We start from the raw sequence: 14924 nt of genomic DNA on the forward strand, positions 1-14924 counted from the left end.
ATGGCCGACGCCATCACGACGGAGATCATCAGGCACGGTCTGCTGGCCGCGGCGGAGGAGGTCGCGCGCAACCTGTGCCGCACCGCCTACAACACCGTGGTCTACGAGATCCACGACTACGGCATCGGGATCCACGATGCGCTCGGCGACGTCGTCGCCGACGCGCCCGGCATCGCAGTGTTCACGCGCGGGAACGATGCGGGCATCAAGCACTCGATGGAGTTCCTCGGCGTGGACGCGATGGAGCCCGGCGACATCTTCATCCTCAACTTCCCGTACTGGTCGAGTGCGCACACCCTCGATCCGCTGGTGTTCGCACCGATCCACGTGGACGACGTGCTCATCGGCTTCGCCTCCTGCCGTGTGCACATCACGGACCTGAACCAGAAGGATCCGGGCTACGTGCTCGACTCGACGGATCGCTCGCAGGAGGGCCTCATGCTGCCGGCCTCGAAGCTCTATCGCCGAGGCGAGCGCAACGACGACGTGTTCAACATCATCCGGTTCAACAGCCGGATGCCGAAGCACACGATCGGGGACATCCAGGCCCAGGTGTCCGCCTGCGTGACGGGCGTGCGCCGGACGCAGGAGATCGCGGCGCGATACGGCGTCGACACCCTCACCGAGGCGATGCGGACGATCAACGATCACGGCGAGAAGCTCGCCAGGCTCGGACTGGCGAAGCTCCCGAAGGGCACCTGGAGCGCCATCGACTTCGTCGACGACGACGGGATCAACAAGGACGATCTCGTCAAGCTCCAGTGCACGGTCACGGTCACCGACGAGGAGATGGTGGTCGACTGGACCGGCAGCGCGGAGAACGTCGAGGGTCCGATCAATCTCCCGCCGGGCCAGACCGAGGCGCTGTCCAGCCTCATCTTCAAGGCGCTCACGACCCCCGACACCCCGGTGGTCGCGGGCAACTTCGCACCGCTGCGGGTCGTCACCGTGCCGGGGTCGGTCATGCACGCGGTGTCGCCGATGCCGACCTTCACGCTCTGGACCGGCCTGCTGGCAGGTGAAGTGATCCTGAAGGCGCTGGCGCAGGGGATGCCGGAGCTCGTTCCAGCCTGCTCCGGCGGCGACGTCTGCTCGATGATGGGCCTGGGCACGAACCCGCGCACCGGTGAGCCGTGGCAGGAAGCCACGAACGAGGCGGTCGGCTTCGGAGGCACCGCGGTGCACGACGGCGAGGACGGCATCATGCACCTTTCAGAGCCCGGCTGCCGCAACAACCCGGTCGAGGTGCTGGAGGCCAAGTCGTCGATGATCATCGACCACTACGGGTACCGCACCGACACCGGCGGCGCGGGACGGCACCGCGGCGGCGTCGGGGTGAGCAGGTCGTATCGCTTCACGGCTCCGGCCACGGGCATCTGCCTCGTCTACAAGACCAAGACGGATCCCTGGTCGATCGGCGGCGGTGGGGAGGGCCAGCCGAATCGGGTCGTCCTGAACCCCGGTACGCCCCGGGAGGTCGTGCAGGGCGGGAGCTACAACCGCCTCGACGCCGGTGACGTGCTCGTCAACCAGACCGGCGGGGGCGGCGGCTACGGTCACCCCTTCGACCGCGACCCTTCGGCCGTCGCGCGCGATGTGCGCAACGGCTTCGTCTCCTCGCAGTCGGCGCGGCAGGACTACGGCGTCGTGGTGACGGCCGAGTTCGGCATCGACCACGCGGCGACCGCGGCGATCCGGGGCAGCTAGATCCCGGCCCGGCAGGGGGCGGCCGACGCTGATCGGTCGTCCCCTGCGGCCAGGTGCGGGAAGAAAGATCCGATGATTGGATCGACATGGTCGAATCGATTCGATAGGATTGCTCGGTTCCGCTCACCTCCGTCCCCCGAAGAGCACTCATGGCCACGCCCCTCACCACCGGCCGCCCCTGGCGCGTCATCCTTGCCTTTGCCGTCCCCCTGCTGATCGGCAACGTCGTCCAGCAGCTCTACCAGTTCGCCGACGCGATCGTCGTCGGTCGCCACCTCGGCGTCGATTCGCTCGCGGCCGTCGGCGCCACGGGCAGCCTGATCTTCCTGCTGATCGGCTTCGCCTGGGGGCTCAGCAGCGGTTTCGCGATCCCGACCGCGCAGTCGTTCGGCGCGGGGGACCACGCTGCGGTGCGCCGGTCCGTCGCCACGGGCACGCTGCTGACGGCCGCCACGAGCATCATCATCTCGGTCGGCGCCCCGCTCGTGACCGCGCCGCTGCTCGCCCTGCTGCAGACGCCGGAGGTGCTCATGCCGGAGGCGACCGTGTTCACGCAGGTCACCTTCATCGGCGGCAGCACCGTGATGTTCTTCAACTACCTCTCTGCGGTGATCCGCGCGATCGGCGACTCCCGCACTCCGCTCGTGTTCCTCACCATCTCGTGCGCGCTGAACATCGTGCTCGTGATCCTCATGGTGGGCACCTTCGAGTGGGGCGTGGCGGGAGCCGCCTGGGCGACCGTCGTCGCGCAGGGCGTCTCGGTCGTGCTGTGCCTCGTGTACGTGTGGCGCAAGCTCCCGGTGCTGCACGTACACCGCGCCGACTGGAGGGTGACCCGCGACGACATCGTCCAGCACCTGCGCCTCGGTCTCCCGATGGGGTTCCAGGCCTCGATCATCGCGATCGGCACGATCACCGTGCAGGTCGCGCTCAACGTGCTCGGGCCTGACGCCGTGGCCGCCTACACGACCGCCTCCCGCGTGGACAGCATCGCGGTCGCCTTCCTCTCCTCGATCGGCCTCGCCGCCTCGATGTACGCCGCGCAGAACCTGGGCGGACGCCGCCCGGACCGGATCCGCCGGGGCGTCACGCAGGCGATCTGGATGGCCGTCATCACGGCGGTCGTGCTCGGCGCCCTGCTGGTGCTGTTCGGATCGTCGATGGTGCGCGTGTTCATCGGCGACGGATCCGACGAGGTCGTGCGCCTCGCCGCCCTCATGCTGCTGATCAACGGCCTCAGCTACAGCGCGCTCGGCGTGCTGTTCGTGCTGCGCGGCGTGCTGCAGGGCCTCGGTCACACGCTCATCCCGACGGTCACCGGCGTGATCGAGCTGGTGATGCGCGTGGCCGCGGCCGTCGTGCTCGGCGCCCTCATCGGCTACCCCGGCGTCGCGCTGAGCAATCCGCTCGCGTGGCTGGGCGCCGCCGCCCTCCTCATCCCCGCCTACGTGAAGGCGCACCGCGCTCTCGCACGCATGCCCGTGGATCCGATCGAGGTCACCCCGACCACGGCGATCCCCGTGGTCGGGCCCACCGACGGGTCCATGGTCGTCGACGCGGTCATCACGGCGCCGGTGCCCGTGATCGCGGCGAGGTCGCGCCTCAAGGCCGGACGCCGCTGAGCCCCGCCCCGCCCCGCCCCGCCCCGGGTGCGGCCCGTGGCGGGTGACGAATCTCTGTCCGGTGCTTGCGGTGGTGGCGCCGGGGCGCGCACCCTGGACTCCGGGGGGACATCGGCGCGCGAGGAGCTTCCCATGACCCAGCGGATCATTCCGAACATCTGGTGCGACCACAATGCCGAGGAGGTCGGGGCCTTCTACGCCTCGGTGTTCGACCGCACCACGTCTGAGGTCGTCGCGCGCTATCCCGACGAGGGGCTGCCCGAGTTCCAGAGAGCGTTCGCGGGGCAGCCGCTCACGGTCGACGTCACGATCGACGGCTACCGGATCACGCTCATCAACGCGGGCGCCGAGTTCGCGCCGACGTCGGCGATCTCGTTCGTCGTCTGCGTGGATCCGCGCGGGTTCGGCGGGGACGAGCACGCCGCGCGGGGCTGGATCAACCGCGTCTGGACCCGCCTCGGCGAGGAGGGGCGCGTGCTCATGGACATCGGCGAGTACCGGTTCAGCGGTCTGTACGGCTGGATCGAGGACCGGTACGGGGTGAGCTGGCAGTTGAAGCTGATGGACGCCGCGGCCGAGCCGGAGCCGCCGATCATTCCGATGCTGGTGTTCGGCGGACCGCTGCAGAACAGGGCGGAGGAGGCGATCGCGTTCTACGGGGCGCTGCTGCCGCCGTCGGGGATCGTCCGCCAGACGGAGCATCCGGTCACGGCGCCTCCGCGCGTCGACGAGCCGATCACCTACTCGGAGTTCCTGCTCGCGGGGCAGCGTTTCGCGGCATTCGACTCACCGGTCGACCGTGACCACCCGTTCACGCCGGGGATCTCCCTGCAGGTCGACTGCGACGGGCAGGAGGAGATCGACCGGCTCTGGGACGCCCTCAGCGTGGTCCCGGAGGCCGAGCAGTGCGGTTGGCTCGTCGACCGCTTCGGGCTGAGCTGGCAGATCGTCCCGGCGAACATGGCCGAGCTCATGCAGCGCCCGAACGCCTACGAGCATCTGATGCAGATGGGCCGCCTCATCATCGCCGACTTCTGACGGCTCCTTCTCCGTTTCACAGCGCGCACTTGGCTGCATTCCGGGCCGATATGCAGCCATTCGCGCGCTGTGAAACCGGATCCGGCCGCGTCAGCGAAGGGCGAGGAAGCCCAGGACGGTGCTGACGACAGCCAGTGCGGCGAGGACGATCGCCGGGGTGGCCGGCTCGTTGCGCCGCAGGTGCACGACGACGGCGCCGAGCATGATGACGGCGAGACCGGTGCCGGCGAGGGGCGTGAGGATCGGGGCGATCCCGGTCGCGAGCGGCAGGATCAGACCGACGGCGCCGATGACCTCGAGCGCGGCGATCGCCTTGACCGAACCCGCCGAGAAGTCGTCGGTCCACGCCATCCCGCGCGCGGCGAGCACCGGCTTCGGGGTGATCAGCTTCATGCCGCCGCCGCCCAGCATGGCCAGGGTGAGCAGCGCGTTGACGATCCAGAGGGCGATCAGCATGAGGTTCCTTCTTGTTATCGATCGTCACCTTGTTACGATCAGTAAGTAAAGGATGGGGCATGGTGGAGACGCGTACAAAAGGAACATCGGTGTCACCGGCGCACAGCGGGAGAACCGTGACCGATCCGGCCCCGCCCGCGGCGCCCCCCTCCCCGGCCGGCCTCGCCGAGTACGAGCGCTCCTGCGAGGGGCACCCCGGTGGTCCGGAGGCGGGCCGGATGATCCGCGAGGTGCTCGACCGCGTCGGCGACAAGTGGTCCCTGCTCGTGGTCGCGACGCTCGGCGGCGACGTCATGCGGTTCAGCGACCTGCTGCGTCATATCCCGGGGATCTCGCAGCGCATGCTCACGCTGACGCTGCGCCAGCTCGAGCGCGACGGACTCGTGATCCGCACCGCCTACGCCGAGGTGCCGCCGCGCGTCGAGTACCGGCTCACGGCTCTCGGCAGCACCTTCGTGGAGATCGCGCACACGATCGCGCAGTGGGCGATCGCGAACCACGCCACGATCGAACAGTCCCGCGCCGACTACGACGCGCGCTGATCTCGGCCCTGCTTCAGGCGCTCAGGTCGCAGAAATTGCCGCTTCGGACGGCCCACAACGACAGAAATCGCGAACTGAACGAGCCAACGAGCAGCCAGGCATCGTTCAGCGGTGGTCGCGGTCGTGGTGCTGGCCCGACTCGTCGCCGCTCGAGACGCGCTCGGCCTCGCGAGCGCGCAGGTCCACGCGGCGGATCTTGCCCGAGATCGTCTTGGGCAGCTCCGGGACGAACTCGATGATGCGCACCCACAGATGCGGGGAGAGCTGGCCGCGCGCGTGGGCGAAGATCGAGCCGGCGGTCGCGACGAGGTCGTCGTGCGCCGAGGCGGTCAGCAGCACATAGGCCTTCGGCACGGCGAGACGGGTCGCATCAGGGCTCGGCACGACGGCCGCCTCCATGACGTCGGGGTGCTCCAGGAGCACCGACTCGAGCTCGAACGGCGAGATCTTGTAATCGGAGGCCTTGAACACGTCGTCCGCGCGCCCGACGTAGGTCAGGTACCCCTCGGCGTCGCGCGTCGCGATGTCGCCCGTGTGGTGGAACCCTCCCTCGCGGGAACGAGCGGTGGCCTCGGGGTCCGCGTAGTACCCCGCCATCAGCCCGAGCGGACTCTCCGCGAGGTCCAGGCAGATCTCGCCCTCGGCGATGCCTGCGGCGTCGCCGTCGACGCGTGCGCCGGTGACCGGATCCACGAGCACCACCGGATAGCCCGGCAGCGGACGGCCCATGGATCCGTCCTTTACGACCTGGCCCGGCGAGTTTCCCACGCACGCGGTCATCTCGGTCTGCCCGAAGCCGTCGCGGATCGTGCCGCCCCACGCCTGGCGCACCCGGCCGATGACCTCCGGATTGAGCGGTTCGCCGGCGCCGACGAGCTCGCGCGGCGGGTGCGGGAGCCGGCCCAGATCGGCCTGGATCAGCATGCGCCACACCGTCGGCGGGGCGCAGAACGTCGTGACGCGGTGCGTCTCCATGACCTCCATGAGGGTGTTCGCATCGAAGCGGTCGTAGTTGTAGACGAACACGGTGGCCTCGGCGAGGAACGGCGAGTAGAAGCTCGACCAGGCGTGCTTGGCCCAGCCCGGCGAGGAGATGTTCAGGTGCACGTCGTCCTCGCGCACGCCCAGCCACCACATGGTCGACAGGTGCCCGACCGGATACGACACGTGCGTGTGCTGAACGAGCTTGGGCCGGCTGGTCGTGCCGGAGGTGAAATAGAGCAGGCTGGTGTCGCCGGCGGGAGTCGGGCCCTCGGGCTCGAACTCATCCGAGGCGTCGTTCGATCCGGCGAAGTCGTGCCAGCCCTCCGGTGCGGCGGCGCCCGCGCTCTCCGGCACTGCGATCCGCAGGAGCGAGGCCGGCAGCTCCGCCACGCGGTCGGTGAGCGCACCGAGCGTGACGACACCGCGCGCCTCGCCCTTCTCCGCGCGATAGGCGAGGTCCGCGGGGGAGAGCAGCGTCGAGGTCGGGATCGCGACCGCTCCGACCTTGGCGAGGCCGAGCATCGTCTCCCACAGATCGATCGTGTTGCCGAGCATCACGATCACGTGGTCGCCGCGGCGGATCCCGAGCCCGTGCAGCCAGTTCGCGACCTGGTTCGAGCGCCGCGCGAGCTCGCCGTACGACCAGCTGCGACTGGAGAGGTCGGCCGAGACGATCTGCACCGCGGGCCGATTCGGCGTCTCGCCGGCCACCACGTCGAACCACTCCAGGGCGAAGTTGAACTCGCGGAGCTCGGGCCAGCGGAACGCGTTGCGGGCGCCGGCGTAGTCGGTGGCGTGCGCGAGCAGCAGGTCGCGGGCGGCACGGATCGCGGAGGTCGCCGCGGTCGCGGCACGGGGCTGGCTCATGGAGCCATCTTGGTCCGTCTCGGTTCGAAGCGCGAGAAACGCGGATCCGGGGCCCGGAATACAGCCATTCGCGCGCTTCGAAACGGCGGGAACCGACCGGCCGGGGGCCTTACGCTGGCAGGGATCCCCTCCAACCCTGAACGGAGCCGCATGAGCGCGCACAAGAACGAGCTCTTCGTCCAGATCGGCAACGAGCCGCGCGACTACGCCTGGGGCAGGGTCGACGGCGTCGCCGGAGTCCTGGGCACCGCAGGCACCGGCGGTCCCGAGGCCGAGCTGTGGCTGGGCGCGCACCCCGGCTCGCCGGCCCGGACGGCGGACGGGACCCCCTGGCCCACGCTCCTCGACTGGGAGCGGCAGAGCGGGGCGAAGCTGCCCTTCCTGCTCAAGATCCTCGTGTCGGGCGGTCCGCTCTCGCTGCAGGCGCACCCGACGCCGGCGCAGGCGGAGGCCGGATTCGCCGACGAGAACCTGCGCGGCGTCCCGCTCACGGCTGCGCACCGCAACTACAAGGATCCGTACGCCAAGCCCGAGCTGATCGTCGCCCTCGAGGACGGCTTCGAGGCGCTGTGCGGGTTCCGCCCCGTCGCCGAGATCCTGGCCGACGTCGACGCGCTCGCCGCACGCGCCGGATCCGATTCCCTCGCCCCCTGGCGCGAAGAGCTGAGCGGGCCGGACGGGCTGCGCGCCGGGTTCTCCTGGCTGCTCGCCGGCGGTGCGGGCGTGGACCTCGCCGTCGCCGCACTGGTGGCCGCCGCGTCCGGCGACGAGCGCTTCGAGCTGCTCACGCGTCTCGCCGAGACGTACCCCGGCGACCCCGGGATCGCGGTCGCACTCATGCTGCGCCACGTCACGCTCGCCGCGGGGGAGTCGCTCTGGCTGCCGGCGGGCAACATCCACGCGTATCTGCGCGGGGCCGGCGTCGAGCTCATGGGGCCGAGCGACAACGTGCTGCGCGGCGGGCTCACCCCCAAGCACGTCGACACCGCAGAGCTGCAGCGGGTGCTGACGTTCACCGCGTCGGAGGACGACCACCTGGTGCCCGTCGCGGTCGACGAGAATGTGCAGAGCTACCGTCCGCGCATCCACGCCTCGGGCGCCGACGTGCCGTTCGAGCTGCTCGCGATCACCGGCGACGCGACGATCGCGCTCGCCGGTCCGTCGATCGCGATCACGACGGACGGATCCTTCATGCTGTCCTCCGACGGCGCGGCGGCCGACATCCCACGCGGCGCCGCCGTGTTCGCCACCCGCGCGGCGGACGTGCAGGTCGCCGGATCCGGACGGCTCTGGATCGCGACCGCCGGCTGACGCGTAGCGTATGACTGTGAACCAGACCGCCTCCCGTCGCGTCCTGGGGCTGTCCGTCCAGGAGTGGGCCCTCGTCGGGATCACGGTCATCTGGGGCGGCACCTTCCTCGTCGTGCACACCGCGATGCAGCACTCGGGGCCCTGGTTCTTCGTCGGGTTCCGGTTCCTCGCCGCGGGGCTGTTCGCCGCGGCGATCTTCTGGCGCTCGCTGCGAGGCATGACGTGGCGCGAGATCGGCGCCGGCGCGGCCATCGGCGCCGCGATCTACGGCGGCTACGGTCTGCAGACCGCGGGACTGCAGACGATCGACTCCAGCACCAGCGCGTTCATGACCGCGTTCTACGTGCCGCTCGTGCCCCTGCTGCAGTGGCTCGTGCTGCGCAAGCCGCCGCGCGCGCTGACCCTCGCCGGCGCGGGCCTCGCCTTCGTCGGGCTGCTGCTGGTCGCCGGCATCGGATCCCGCGGGGTCCATCTCGGCGAGGGCGAGATCCTCACGCTCATCAGCACCCTGCCGATCGCGGGCGAGATCATCCTGATCAGCCTCTTCGGCAGACGATTCGACGTGGGCCGGCTGACCGTCGTGCAGCTGCTCACCGCATCGCTCCTCGGCTTCGCGACCATGCCCGCCGTCGGCGAGAGCATCCCCGCCTTCGACCCGGTCTGGCTGATCGCCGGCCTCGGCATGGGCCTGGCGAGCGGCCTGATCCAGCTCACCATGAACTGGGCGCAGCGCTCCGTCTCCGCGACGCGCGCCACCATCATCTATACCGGCGAACCCGTGTGGGCGGGCGTGGTCGGGCGCATCGCGGGGGAGCGAATCCCGCCGCTCGCCATCCTGGGAGCGGCCCTCATCATCGCGGGCACCCTGCTCAGCGAACTGCAGCCGCGGCGGAAGAACGGCCGCACGGTCGAAGACCCGGATCCCGAGCCGCGGTCCGACGATCCCGATTCGGATGCGTCGGAGCTCAGCTCCCGAGCGGGCGCCTAGGATCCCGCGCGTAGACTGGCGGAGTCCGCCCATCTACCGGGGCGGCCGTAGAACCCGTCGAAGCGGTTGCTGAGGCTCGGTCCCTGAGGCCGCTCGAAGGGCTCGAAGCACAGGGACCCGAGGATCCGTCATGCCCGCCACACGCACGTTCCAGCTGCGCCACGTGCAGCTCGCGCGCGCCGCCCTCGCCGCGGTCGCGGCGCTCATGATCACCTTCTCCGCGAACCACTCCGCGTTCGTGGGGCTGGCGGTGTTCAGCGGGTTCGCCCTGGTCACCGCGCTGATCCACATTCTCGCGGCCTGGCTCGTCGCGCCTTCGGGGTGGCGCTGGCCGTATGTGCTGCTCGCGGCCATCGCGATCCTCACCGGCATGGCCAGCAGCATCCCGGCCTGGCGCACCACGCCGATGTTCTTCGTCGTGGTGATCGCGTGGGGCGCACTCGGCGGACTCGTCGAGCTCCTCGCCGGGATCCGCGCCCGCCGCCAGGCCCGCGCCGGGACCGCGCCGGCCGTGGTCGCCGACGGCGCCCGCGATGCGATCCTGATCGGATCCCTGGGGCTCGCCCTCGCCGTCGGCCTGCTGTGCGTGCCGACGACCTATGCCCTGAACTACTCCATCGCCGAGGCCGGCTTGTTCACGCTGACCGGGATCACCCTGGCCGTCGGGATCTTCGGCGCCTACGCCGCCATCGTCGCGGTCTTCCTCGGCATCGCCGGGCTCAGCCCCCGCGCCCGCGCCACTGGTGCGGGCACCGACACCGCCGGCCGGGCGCCGGCCGAGAACGAAGGATCCGCATGACCGAGAAGACCAGGCGCAGGGATCTGTTCCGACCGTTGCAGCTGGTCGGCCTGTCGCTGCTGTGCGGCCTCTTCGCCGGTGTCGTGACGCTGATCGCCACGGGCGCGTTCACCGACAAGGTGATGCGCATGGTCGACAAGGGCACCTACGGCGCCATCCCGCCGTGGAACCTCGCGTTCATCGTGACGGGCGGGATCTTCATCGCCGCCCTGCTGATCCTGTCGATCCTGATCCTGGCCGTCGACCCGTCGGACTTCACGAAGCCGCACGACCGTCCGGTGCTGTACGACGACGCCGCCGAGTCCGCGGACGCCGCGGTCGCCGGAGCGGCGGGAGCCGCCGCTGCGGCCGACGGGTCTGCGGCCGCCGCGGCCGGTGCCGAGACGACCGCAGCCGACGAGTCCGCCGACCCTTCGAACGGCGATGGCCACGACGACGCACCCGCATCCGGGACGCCCTCCGCGTCCTGACGGGCAACTCTGAAGGATCCTTGCATCTCCGCAGGACAGGATCCGAGGATCCGTCCTCAGAAGTTGCCGATGTCCTTCAGAAGCGGGCGCCCATCGGCCGGATCCCCGTCCCGCCGCACGCGGGCTCGGGAATAGCCCGCGCTCCGCACGGCTTGTCACGAGGGTGAGCATGACGATCGACCGCGCAACGGTGGGCTTCCGTTCCGAGCGCGGTCCTGTGCTGCTCTCGCTCATGCTCGCGATGGGCCTCATCGCGATGGATGCGACGATCCTCGCCACTGCCGTGCCGAGCGTGGTGCGCGACCTCGGCAGCTACCAGCAGTTCCCCTGGCTGTTCTCGGTCTACCTGCTCGCGCAGGCGGTGAGCGTGCCGATCTACTCCAAGCTCGCGGACACGGTCGGTCGCAAGCCGATCGTGCTGATCGGAATCGCGTTGTTCCTCCTCGGATCCATCCTGTGCGGACTCGCGTGGAGCATGCCGTCGCTCATCCTGTTCCGGCTGCTGCAGGGCCTGGGCGCGGGAGCCGTGGGCCCGATGGTCGCGACCATCGTCGGCGACATCTACACGCTGTCCGAGAGGGCGGTCGTGCAGGGGTACATCGCGAGCGTCTGGGCACTGTCCTCGGTGGTGGGGCCCGCGCTGGGCGGGGTGTTCGCCCAGTTCGATGCCTGGCGCCTGATCTTCTTCATCAACATCCCGCTGTGCCTGATCGCGGCCTGGATGCTGCTGCGGCACTTCCACGAGCAGATCGAGAAGCGCCGGCATCGGATCGACTACGCGGGCGCGGTGCTGCTGACGATCGGTCTCACCGCGATCATCGTCGGCGTGCTCGAGGGCGGGAACGCCTGGGCCTGGCAGTCGGTGCCGAGTCTCGCCTGCTTCGTCGGCGGGGCCATCGCCCTCGTCGCGTTCGCGCTCGTGGAGCGCCGCGCCGCCGAGCCGATCATCGACCTGCGGCTGATCTCGGGCCGCCTCATCCTCACCACGACCCTCGCGTCGCTCGCGATCGGCGCACTGCTGACGGGCATCACGAGCTTCGCGCCGGCCTATCTGCAGGGCGCGATCGCCGTGCCGCCGCTGCTCGCGGGGCTCGCCGTGGCGGCGCTCACGCTGGGGTGGCCGCTCTCGGCGGCGAATGCGGGACGACTGTACCTGCGGCACGGGTTCCGATTCACCGCGCTGCTCGGGGCGTCGATCGCGACGCTCGGCGCGATCGGGCTCGCGCTCATCGGGCCGTATCCGAACGCGTACGCCCTCGCCGCGGTCGCTTTCGTGATCGGCTTCGGCCTGGGATGGACGGCGGCGCCCACTCTCATCGTCGCGCAGGCGTCGGTCGGCTGGGGCGAGCGCGGCGCGGTGACCGGCATGAACACGTTCGCGCGTTCGGCGGGCAGCGCCGTGGGCGTGGCCGTGTTCGGCGCGATCTCGAACGCCGTCATGGCTTCGGGCGGCGGATCCGGGGATCCGGCCACCGTCGTGCGCGCCTCGACCTGGGTGTTCATCGCGGCGGCCGTGACCGCGGCGCTCGTGCTGGTCGCCGTCTTCGCGATGCCGAAGGACCGCGCGGGCGACCACGGCTGAGGCCTTCCAGCCGGATCCCGTTCGCGGCCCGCGAGCGGTTCCCGGCCCGCGAGCGGTGCTCGGCGTCAGCTCTTGCCGAGCATCCGCATCGCGATCATCGCCGCGGTCGCCACGACCGCCAGCACGCCGATGCCGCGGATCCCGAGGACGAGCCAGCGCGGGCGATCGCCGGGGAGCGGCGCGCTCGACGCCGCTGCGGAAGGGCCGGCGTACGCGCGGAGCCGATCCGCGACCGCGTCCAGCAGCTCGTCAACGGCATCCGCGTCGTAGCCCTCGCCGGTGAGCGGGACGTCCGTGAACTGCGCGAGCACGACCGATTCCGCAGAGAGGCGGCCCGGACGGCCCTCCTCCCAGGAGCGCAGGGTCGCGACGCACTCGTCGAGGAAGTCGTCGACCTCGTCGATCGCGTAGCGCGCGCCCGCTCGGCGGCGCGCGAGACGGGCGGCCGAGAGACCGGCGCTGTCCATGCCGCTACTTCGCGAGCGTCTCCGCGAGGCCCACGTAGGTCGCCGGGGTCAGGGTCAGCAGGCGCTGCTTCGCGGCATCGCCGATCTCCAGGCCCTGAACGAACTCGGCGAGCTCGGCGGCGCCCACGCGGTGGCCGCGGGTGAGCTCCTTCAGCATCGCGTACGGGTCCTGGATCGTGGAGCGCCCCGCGACGACCTCCGCGCGGATCGCCGTCTGGATCGCCTCCCCGAGCACCTCCCAGTTCGTGTCGAGGTCGGCGAGCAGGACGTCGCGCGAGAGCGAGATCTCGTTGAGGCCGCGGCGCAGGTTGTCCAGGGCGAGCAGGGAGTGCCCGAACGCGACGCCGATGTTGCGCTGCGTCGTCGAGTCGGTGAGGTCGCGCTGCAGACGGCTCGTGACCAGCGTCTGCGACAGGGATCCGAGCAGGGCCCCTGCGAGCTCGAGGTTCGCCTCGGCGTTCTCGAAGCGGATCGGGTTGATCTTGTGCGGCATGGTCGAGGATCCGGTCGCGCCCGCGACGGGGATCTGGGCGAAGTAGCCGAGCGAGATGTAGGTCCAGATGTCGGTCGCGAGGTTGTGCAGGATCCCGCCCGCGTGACGGACGTGGTCGTACAGCTCGACCTGCCAGTCGTGCGACTCGATCTGCGTGGTGAGGATGTTGAAGTCGATCCCGAGGCCCTCGATGTACTCGCGGGCGATGCGGGGCCAGTCGGCGTCGGGCTCGGCGGCGAGGTGCGCCGACCACGTGCCGGTCGCGCCGGAGAACTTCGCGAGGTACTCGGATCCCTCGATCCGCTTGACCACGCGCTCCAGGCGCCACGCGAAGACGGCGATCTCCTTGCCCATGGTCGAGGGCGTCGCGGGCTGGCCGTGCGTGCGCGACAGCATCGCGGCGTCGGCGTGCTCGATCGCGAGCTCGCGGAGCTTGGCGATCACGTCCTGCAGGGCGGGCAGCCACACGCGCTCGACGGCGCGCTTGACGGTCAGCGCGTAGGAGGCGGAGTTGATGTCCTCGCTCGTGCAGGCGAAGTGCGTGAGTTCGGCGATCGCGTCCAGGCCCAGGGCCGACAGGCGGTCGCGGACGAGGTACTCCACGGCCTTCACGTCGTGGCGGGTCACCGCCTCCTTCTCGGCGAGCCAGTCGATCTCGGCCTGGCCGAAGTCGAGGTAGAGGCCCCGCAGGCGCTCCTTGTCCGCGTCGGCGAGGGGTGCGGTGCCGAAGAGCGAGCGATCGGTGAGCGCGATCAGCCACTCCACCTCGACCTCGACGCGGGCGCGGTTGAGCCCGGCCTCGGAGAGGTAGTCGGCGAGAGGGGCGACCGCGGCGCGGTAGCGCCCGTCGAGCGGGCTGAGGGGCTGCACGGGAAGCGAGGCGGTCACGGGGGTCCTCCGGGAAGAGTCGTGGATCCGGACCGCCTGTGTCACGGACGTGACGGTCGGATGGCGGGTTCGAGCTGACGGAAGAGGCCGTGGCTCGCGCTCTCGATCATACCGAGCACCTCATCGAACACCCGGGCGTCGGCGTAGTAGGGGTCCGGCACGTCCAGCACGGTCGGGTTGTGCTCGAACGAGAGCAGCAGGGTCACCTTGCCCTCCTCCGACTCGTCGCGCGCCCACTGCTTCAGGATCCGCTCGTGCGTGCGATCCAGGGCCACGACGAGGTCGCTCCCGGTGAAGGACTCGTAGGTGAACTGGCGCGCGCGGTGCTTGGTCCCGTCGTAGCCGCGGCGGGCGAGGGCGTCGATCGTGCGGCTGTCGGCCTGCTCGCCCACGTGCCAGTCGCCCGTGCCGGCGCTCGTCGAGACGATCCGGTCGCCGAGTCCCTGCTTCGCCGCGATGTCGCGGAAGACCACCTCCGCCATCGGGGACCGGCAGATGTTCCCCGTGCATACGAAGATGACGCGGAACGGATCCGACTCGGTCATCCCTCCATTGTGCCGCACCGGATCCGCCGACCCGTGCGCGGATTCCCGCCGCGGTGCCGGATGGCGTGATGCGCGGCGCGGTTCGTCCTCCACACGCAGGGGCCTGCTCGCGGTGCGCACGGGTTGCGCGACGCGGCCTCCGCGGTGCTCCGGGGACGGGCAGGC

The 14924-nt window shown here is 70.5% G+C and carries 14 protein-coding genes; 9 read left to right on the forward strand and 5 right to left on the reverse strand.

The features are described from left to right. The 3 genes from CQ044_RS08690 (at position 1) to CQ044_RS08700 (ending at position 4367) form a co-directional block, all read left to right on the forward strand. Entirely contained in the window at positions 1-1707 is a 1707-nt protein-coding gene (locus CQ044_RS08690) for a hydantoinase B/oxoprolinase family protein (RefSeq protein WP_105688105.1), read from the forward strand. 149 nt (positions 1708-1856) lie between these two features. Continuing rightward, complete coding sequence (locus tag CQ044_RS08695; protein ID WP_105688106.1) at positions 1857-3329, forward strand: MATE family efflux transporter; 1473 nt, start codon at positions 1857-1859, stop codon at positions 3327-3329. Between the two features lie 132 nt (positions 3330-3461). Further along, the gene (locus CQ044_RS08700) at positions 3462-4367 is read left to right on the forward strand and encodes a VOC family protein (protein ID WP_105688107.1); all 906 of its coding nucleotides are present in this window, start codon (positions 3462-3464) and stop codon (positions 4365-4367) included. A gap of 90 nt (positions 4368-4457) precedes the next feature. Here CQ044_RS08700 and CQ044_RS08705 read toward each other — a convergent pair whose 3' ends face one another. Next, positions 4458-4823: a DoxX family protein gene (locus CQ044_RS08705; RefSeq protein WP_105688108.1), complete on the reverse strand. Its 366-nt coding sequence runs from the start codon at positions 4821-4823 to the stop codon at positions 4458-4460. Positions 4824-4939: 116 nt separating this feature from the next. Here CQ044_RS08705 and CQ044_RS08710 point away from each other — a divergent pair, with 116 nt between their 5' ends. Beyond that, positions 4940-5365 (forward strand): helix-turn-helix domain-containing protein, encoded by a 426-nt coding sequence (locus CQ044_RS08710; protein ID WP_308736925.1) that lies wholly within the window; start codon positions 4940-4942, stop codon positions 5363-5365. A gap of 105 nt (positions 5366-5470) precedes the next feature. On the opposite strand, the gene CQ044_RS08715 is transcribed toward CQ044_RS08710, so the two are convergent. Continuing rightward, the gene (locus tag CQ044_RS08715) at positions 5471-7216 is read right to left on the reverse strand and encodes an AMP-binding protein (RefSeq protein WP_105688109.1); all 1746 of its coding nucleotides are present in this window, start codon (positions 7214-7216) and stop codon (positions 5471-5473) included. Positions 7217-7366: 150 nt separating this feature from the next. Here CQ044_RS08715 and manA point away from each other — a divergent pair, with 150 nt between their 5' ends. The 5 genes from manA to CQ044_RS08740 all read left to right on the forward strand — a co-directional run bounded on the left by manA (position 7367) and on the right by CQ044_RS08740 (position 12366). Further along, positions 7367-8527 (forward strand): mannose-6-phosphate isomerase, class I, encoded by a 1161-nt coding sequence (gene manA, locus CQ044_RS08720; RefSeq protein ID WP_105688110.1) that lies wholly within the window; start codon positions 7367-7369, stop codon positions 8525-8527. A gap of 16 nt (positions 8528-8543) precedes the next feature. After that, positions 8544-9515: a DMT family transporter gene (locus CQ044_RS08725; RefSeq protein ID WP_258133219.1), complete on the forward strand. Its 972-nt coding sequence runs from the start codon at positions 8544-8546 to the stop codon at positions 9513-9515. A 130-nt stretch (positions 9516-9645) separates the two neighbouring features. Then, positions 9646-10314, forward strand: coding sequence for an acyl-CoA synthetase (locus CQ044_RS08730; protein ID WP_105688112.1), 669 nt, complete (start codon positions 9646-9648; stop codon positions 10312-10314). Further along, positions 10311-10784 (forward strand): hypothetical protein, encoded by a 474-nt coding sequence (locus CQ044_RS08735; RefSeq protein ID WP_181158240.1) that lies wholly within the window; start codon positions 10311-10313, stop codon positions 10782-10784. Before CQ044_RS08730 ends, CQ044_RS08735 begins: the two co-directional genes overlap by 4 nt. Before the next feature lie 169 nt (positions 10785-10953). Beyond that, entirely contained in the window at positions 10954-12366 is a 1413-nt protein-coding gene (locus CQ044_RS08740; RefSeq protein ID WP_105688113.1) for an MFS transporter, read from the forward strand. Between the two features lie 65 nt (positions 12367-12431). On the opposite strand, the gene CQ044_RS08745 is transcribed toward CQ044_RS08740, so the two are convergent. The 3 genes from CQ044_RS08745 to CQ044_RS08755 are packed head-to-tail and all read right to left on the reverse strand — an operon-like array spanning position 12432 to position 14759. After that, positions 12432-12833: a DivIVA domain-containing protein gene (locus CQ044_RS08745; RefSeq protein WP_105688114.1), complete on the reverse strand. Its 402-nt coding sequence runs from the start codon at positions 12831-12833 to the stop codon at positions 12432-12434. Between the two features lie 4 nt (positions 12834-12837). Then, on the reverse strand, positions 12838-14214 hold the full coding sequence (gene purB / locus CQ044_RS08750; RefSeq protein ID WP_181158241.1) for an adenylosuccinate lyase: 1377 nt from the start codon (positions 14212-14214) through the stop codon (positions 12838-12840). A 41-nt stretch (positions 14215-14255) separates the two neighbouring features. Beyond that, positions 14256-14759, reverse strand: coding sequence for a low molecular weight protein-tyrosine-phosphatase (locus CQ044_RS08755; RefSeq protein ID WP_045271445.1), 504 nt, complete (start codon positions 14757-14759; stop codon positions 14256-14258). Between the last annotated feature and the right edge of the window lie 165 nt (positions 14760-14924).

It is taken from the genome of Microbacterium sp. MYb64 (genome assembly GCF_002979495.1).
Classification (GTDB): Bacteria; Actinomycetota; Actinomycetes; order Actinomycetales; family Microbacteriaceae; genus Microbacterium; species Microbacterium azadirachtae_A.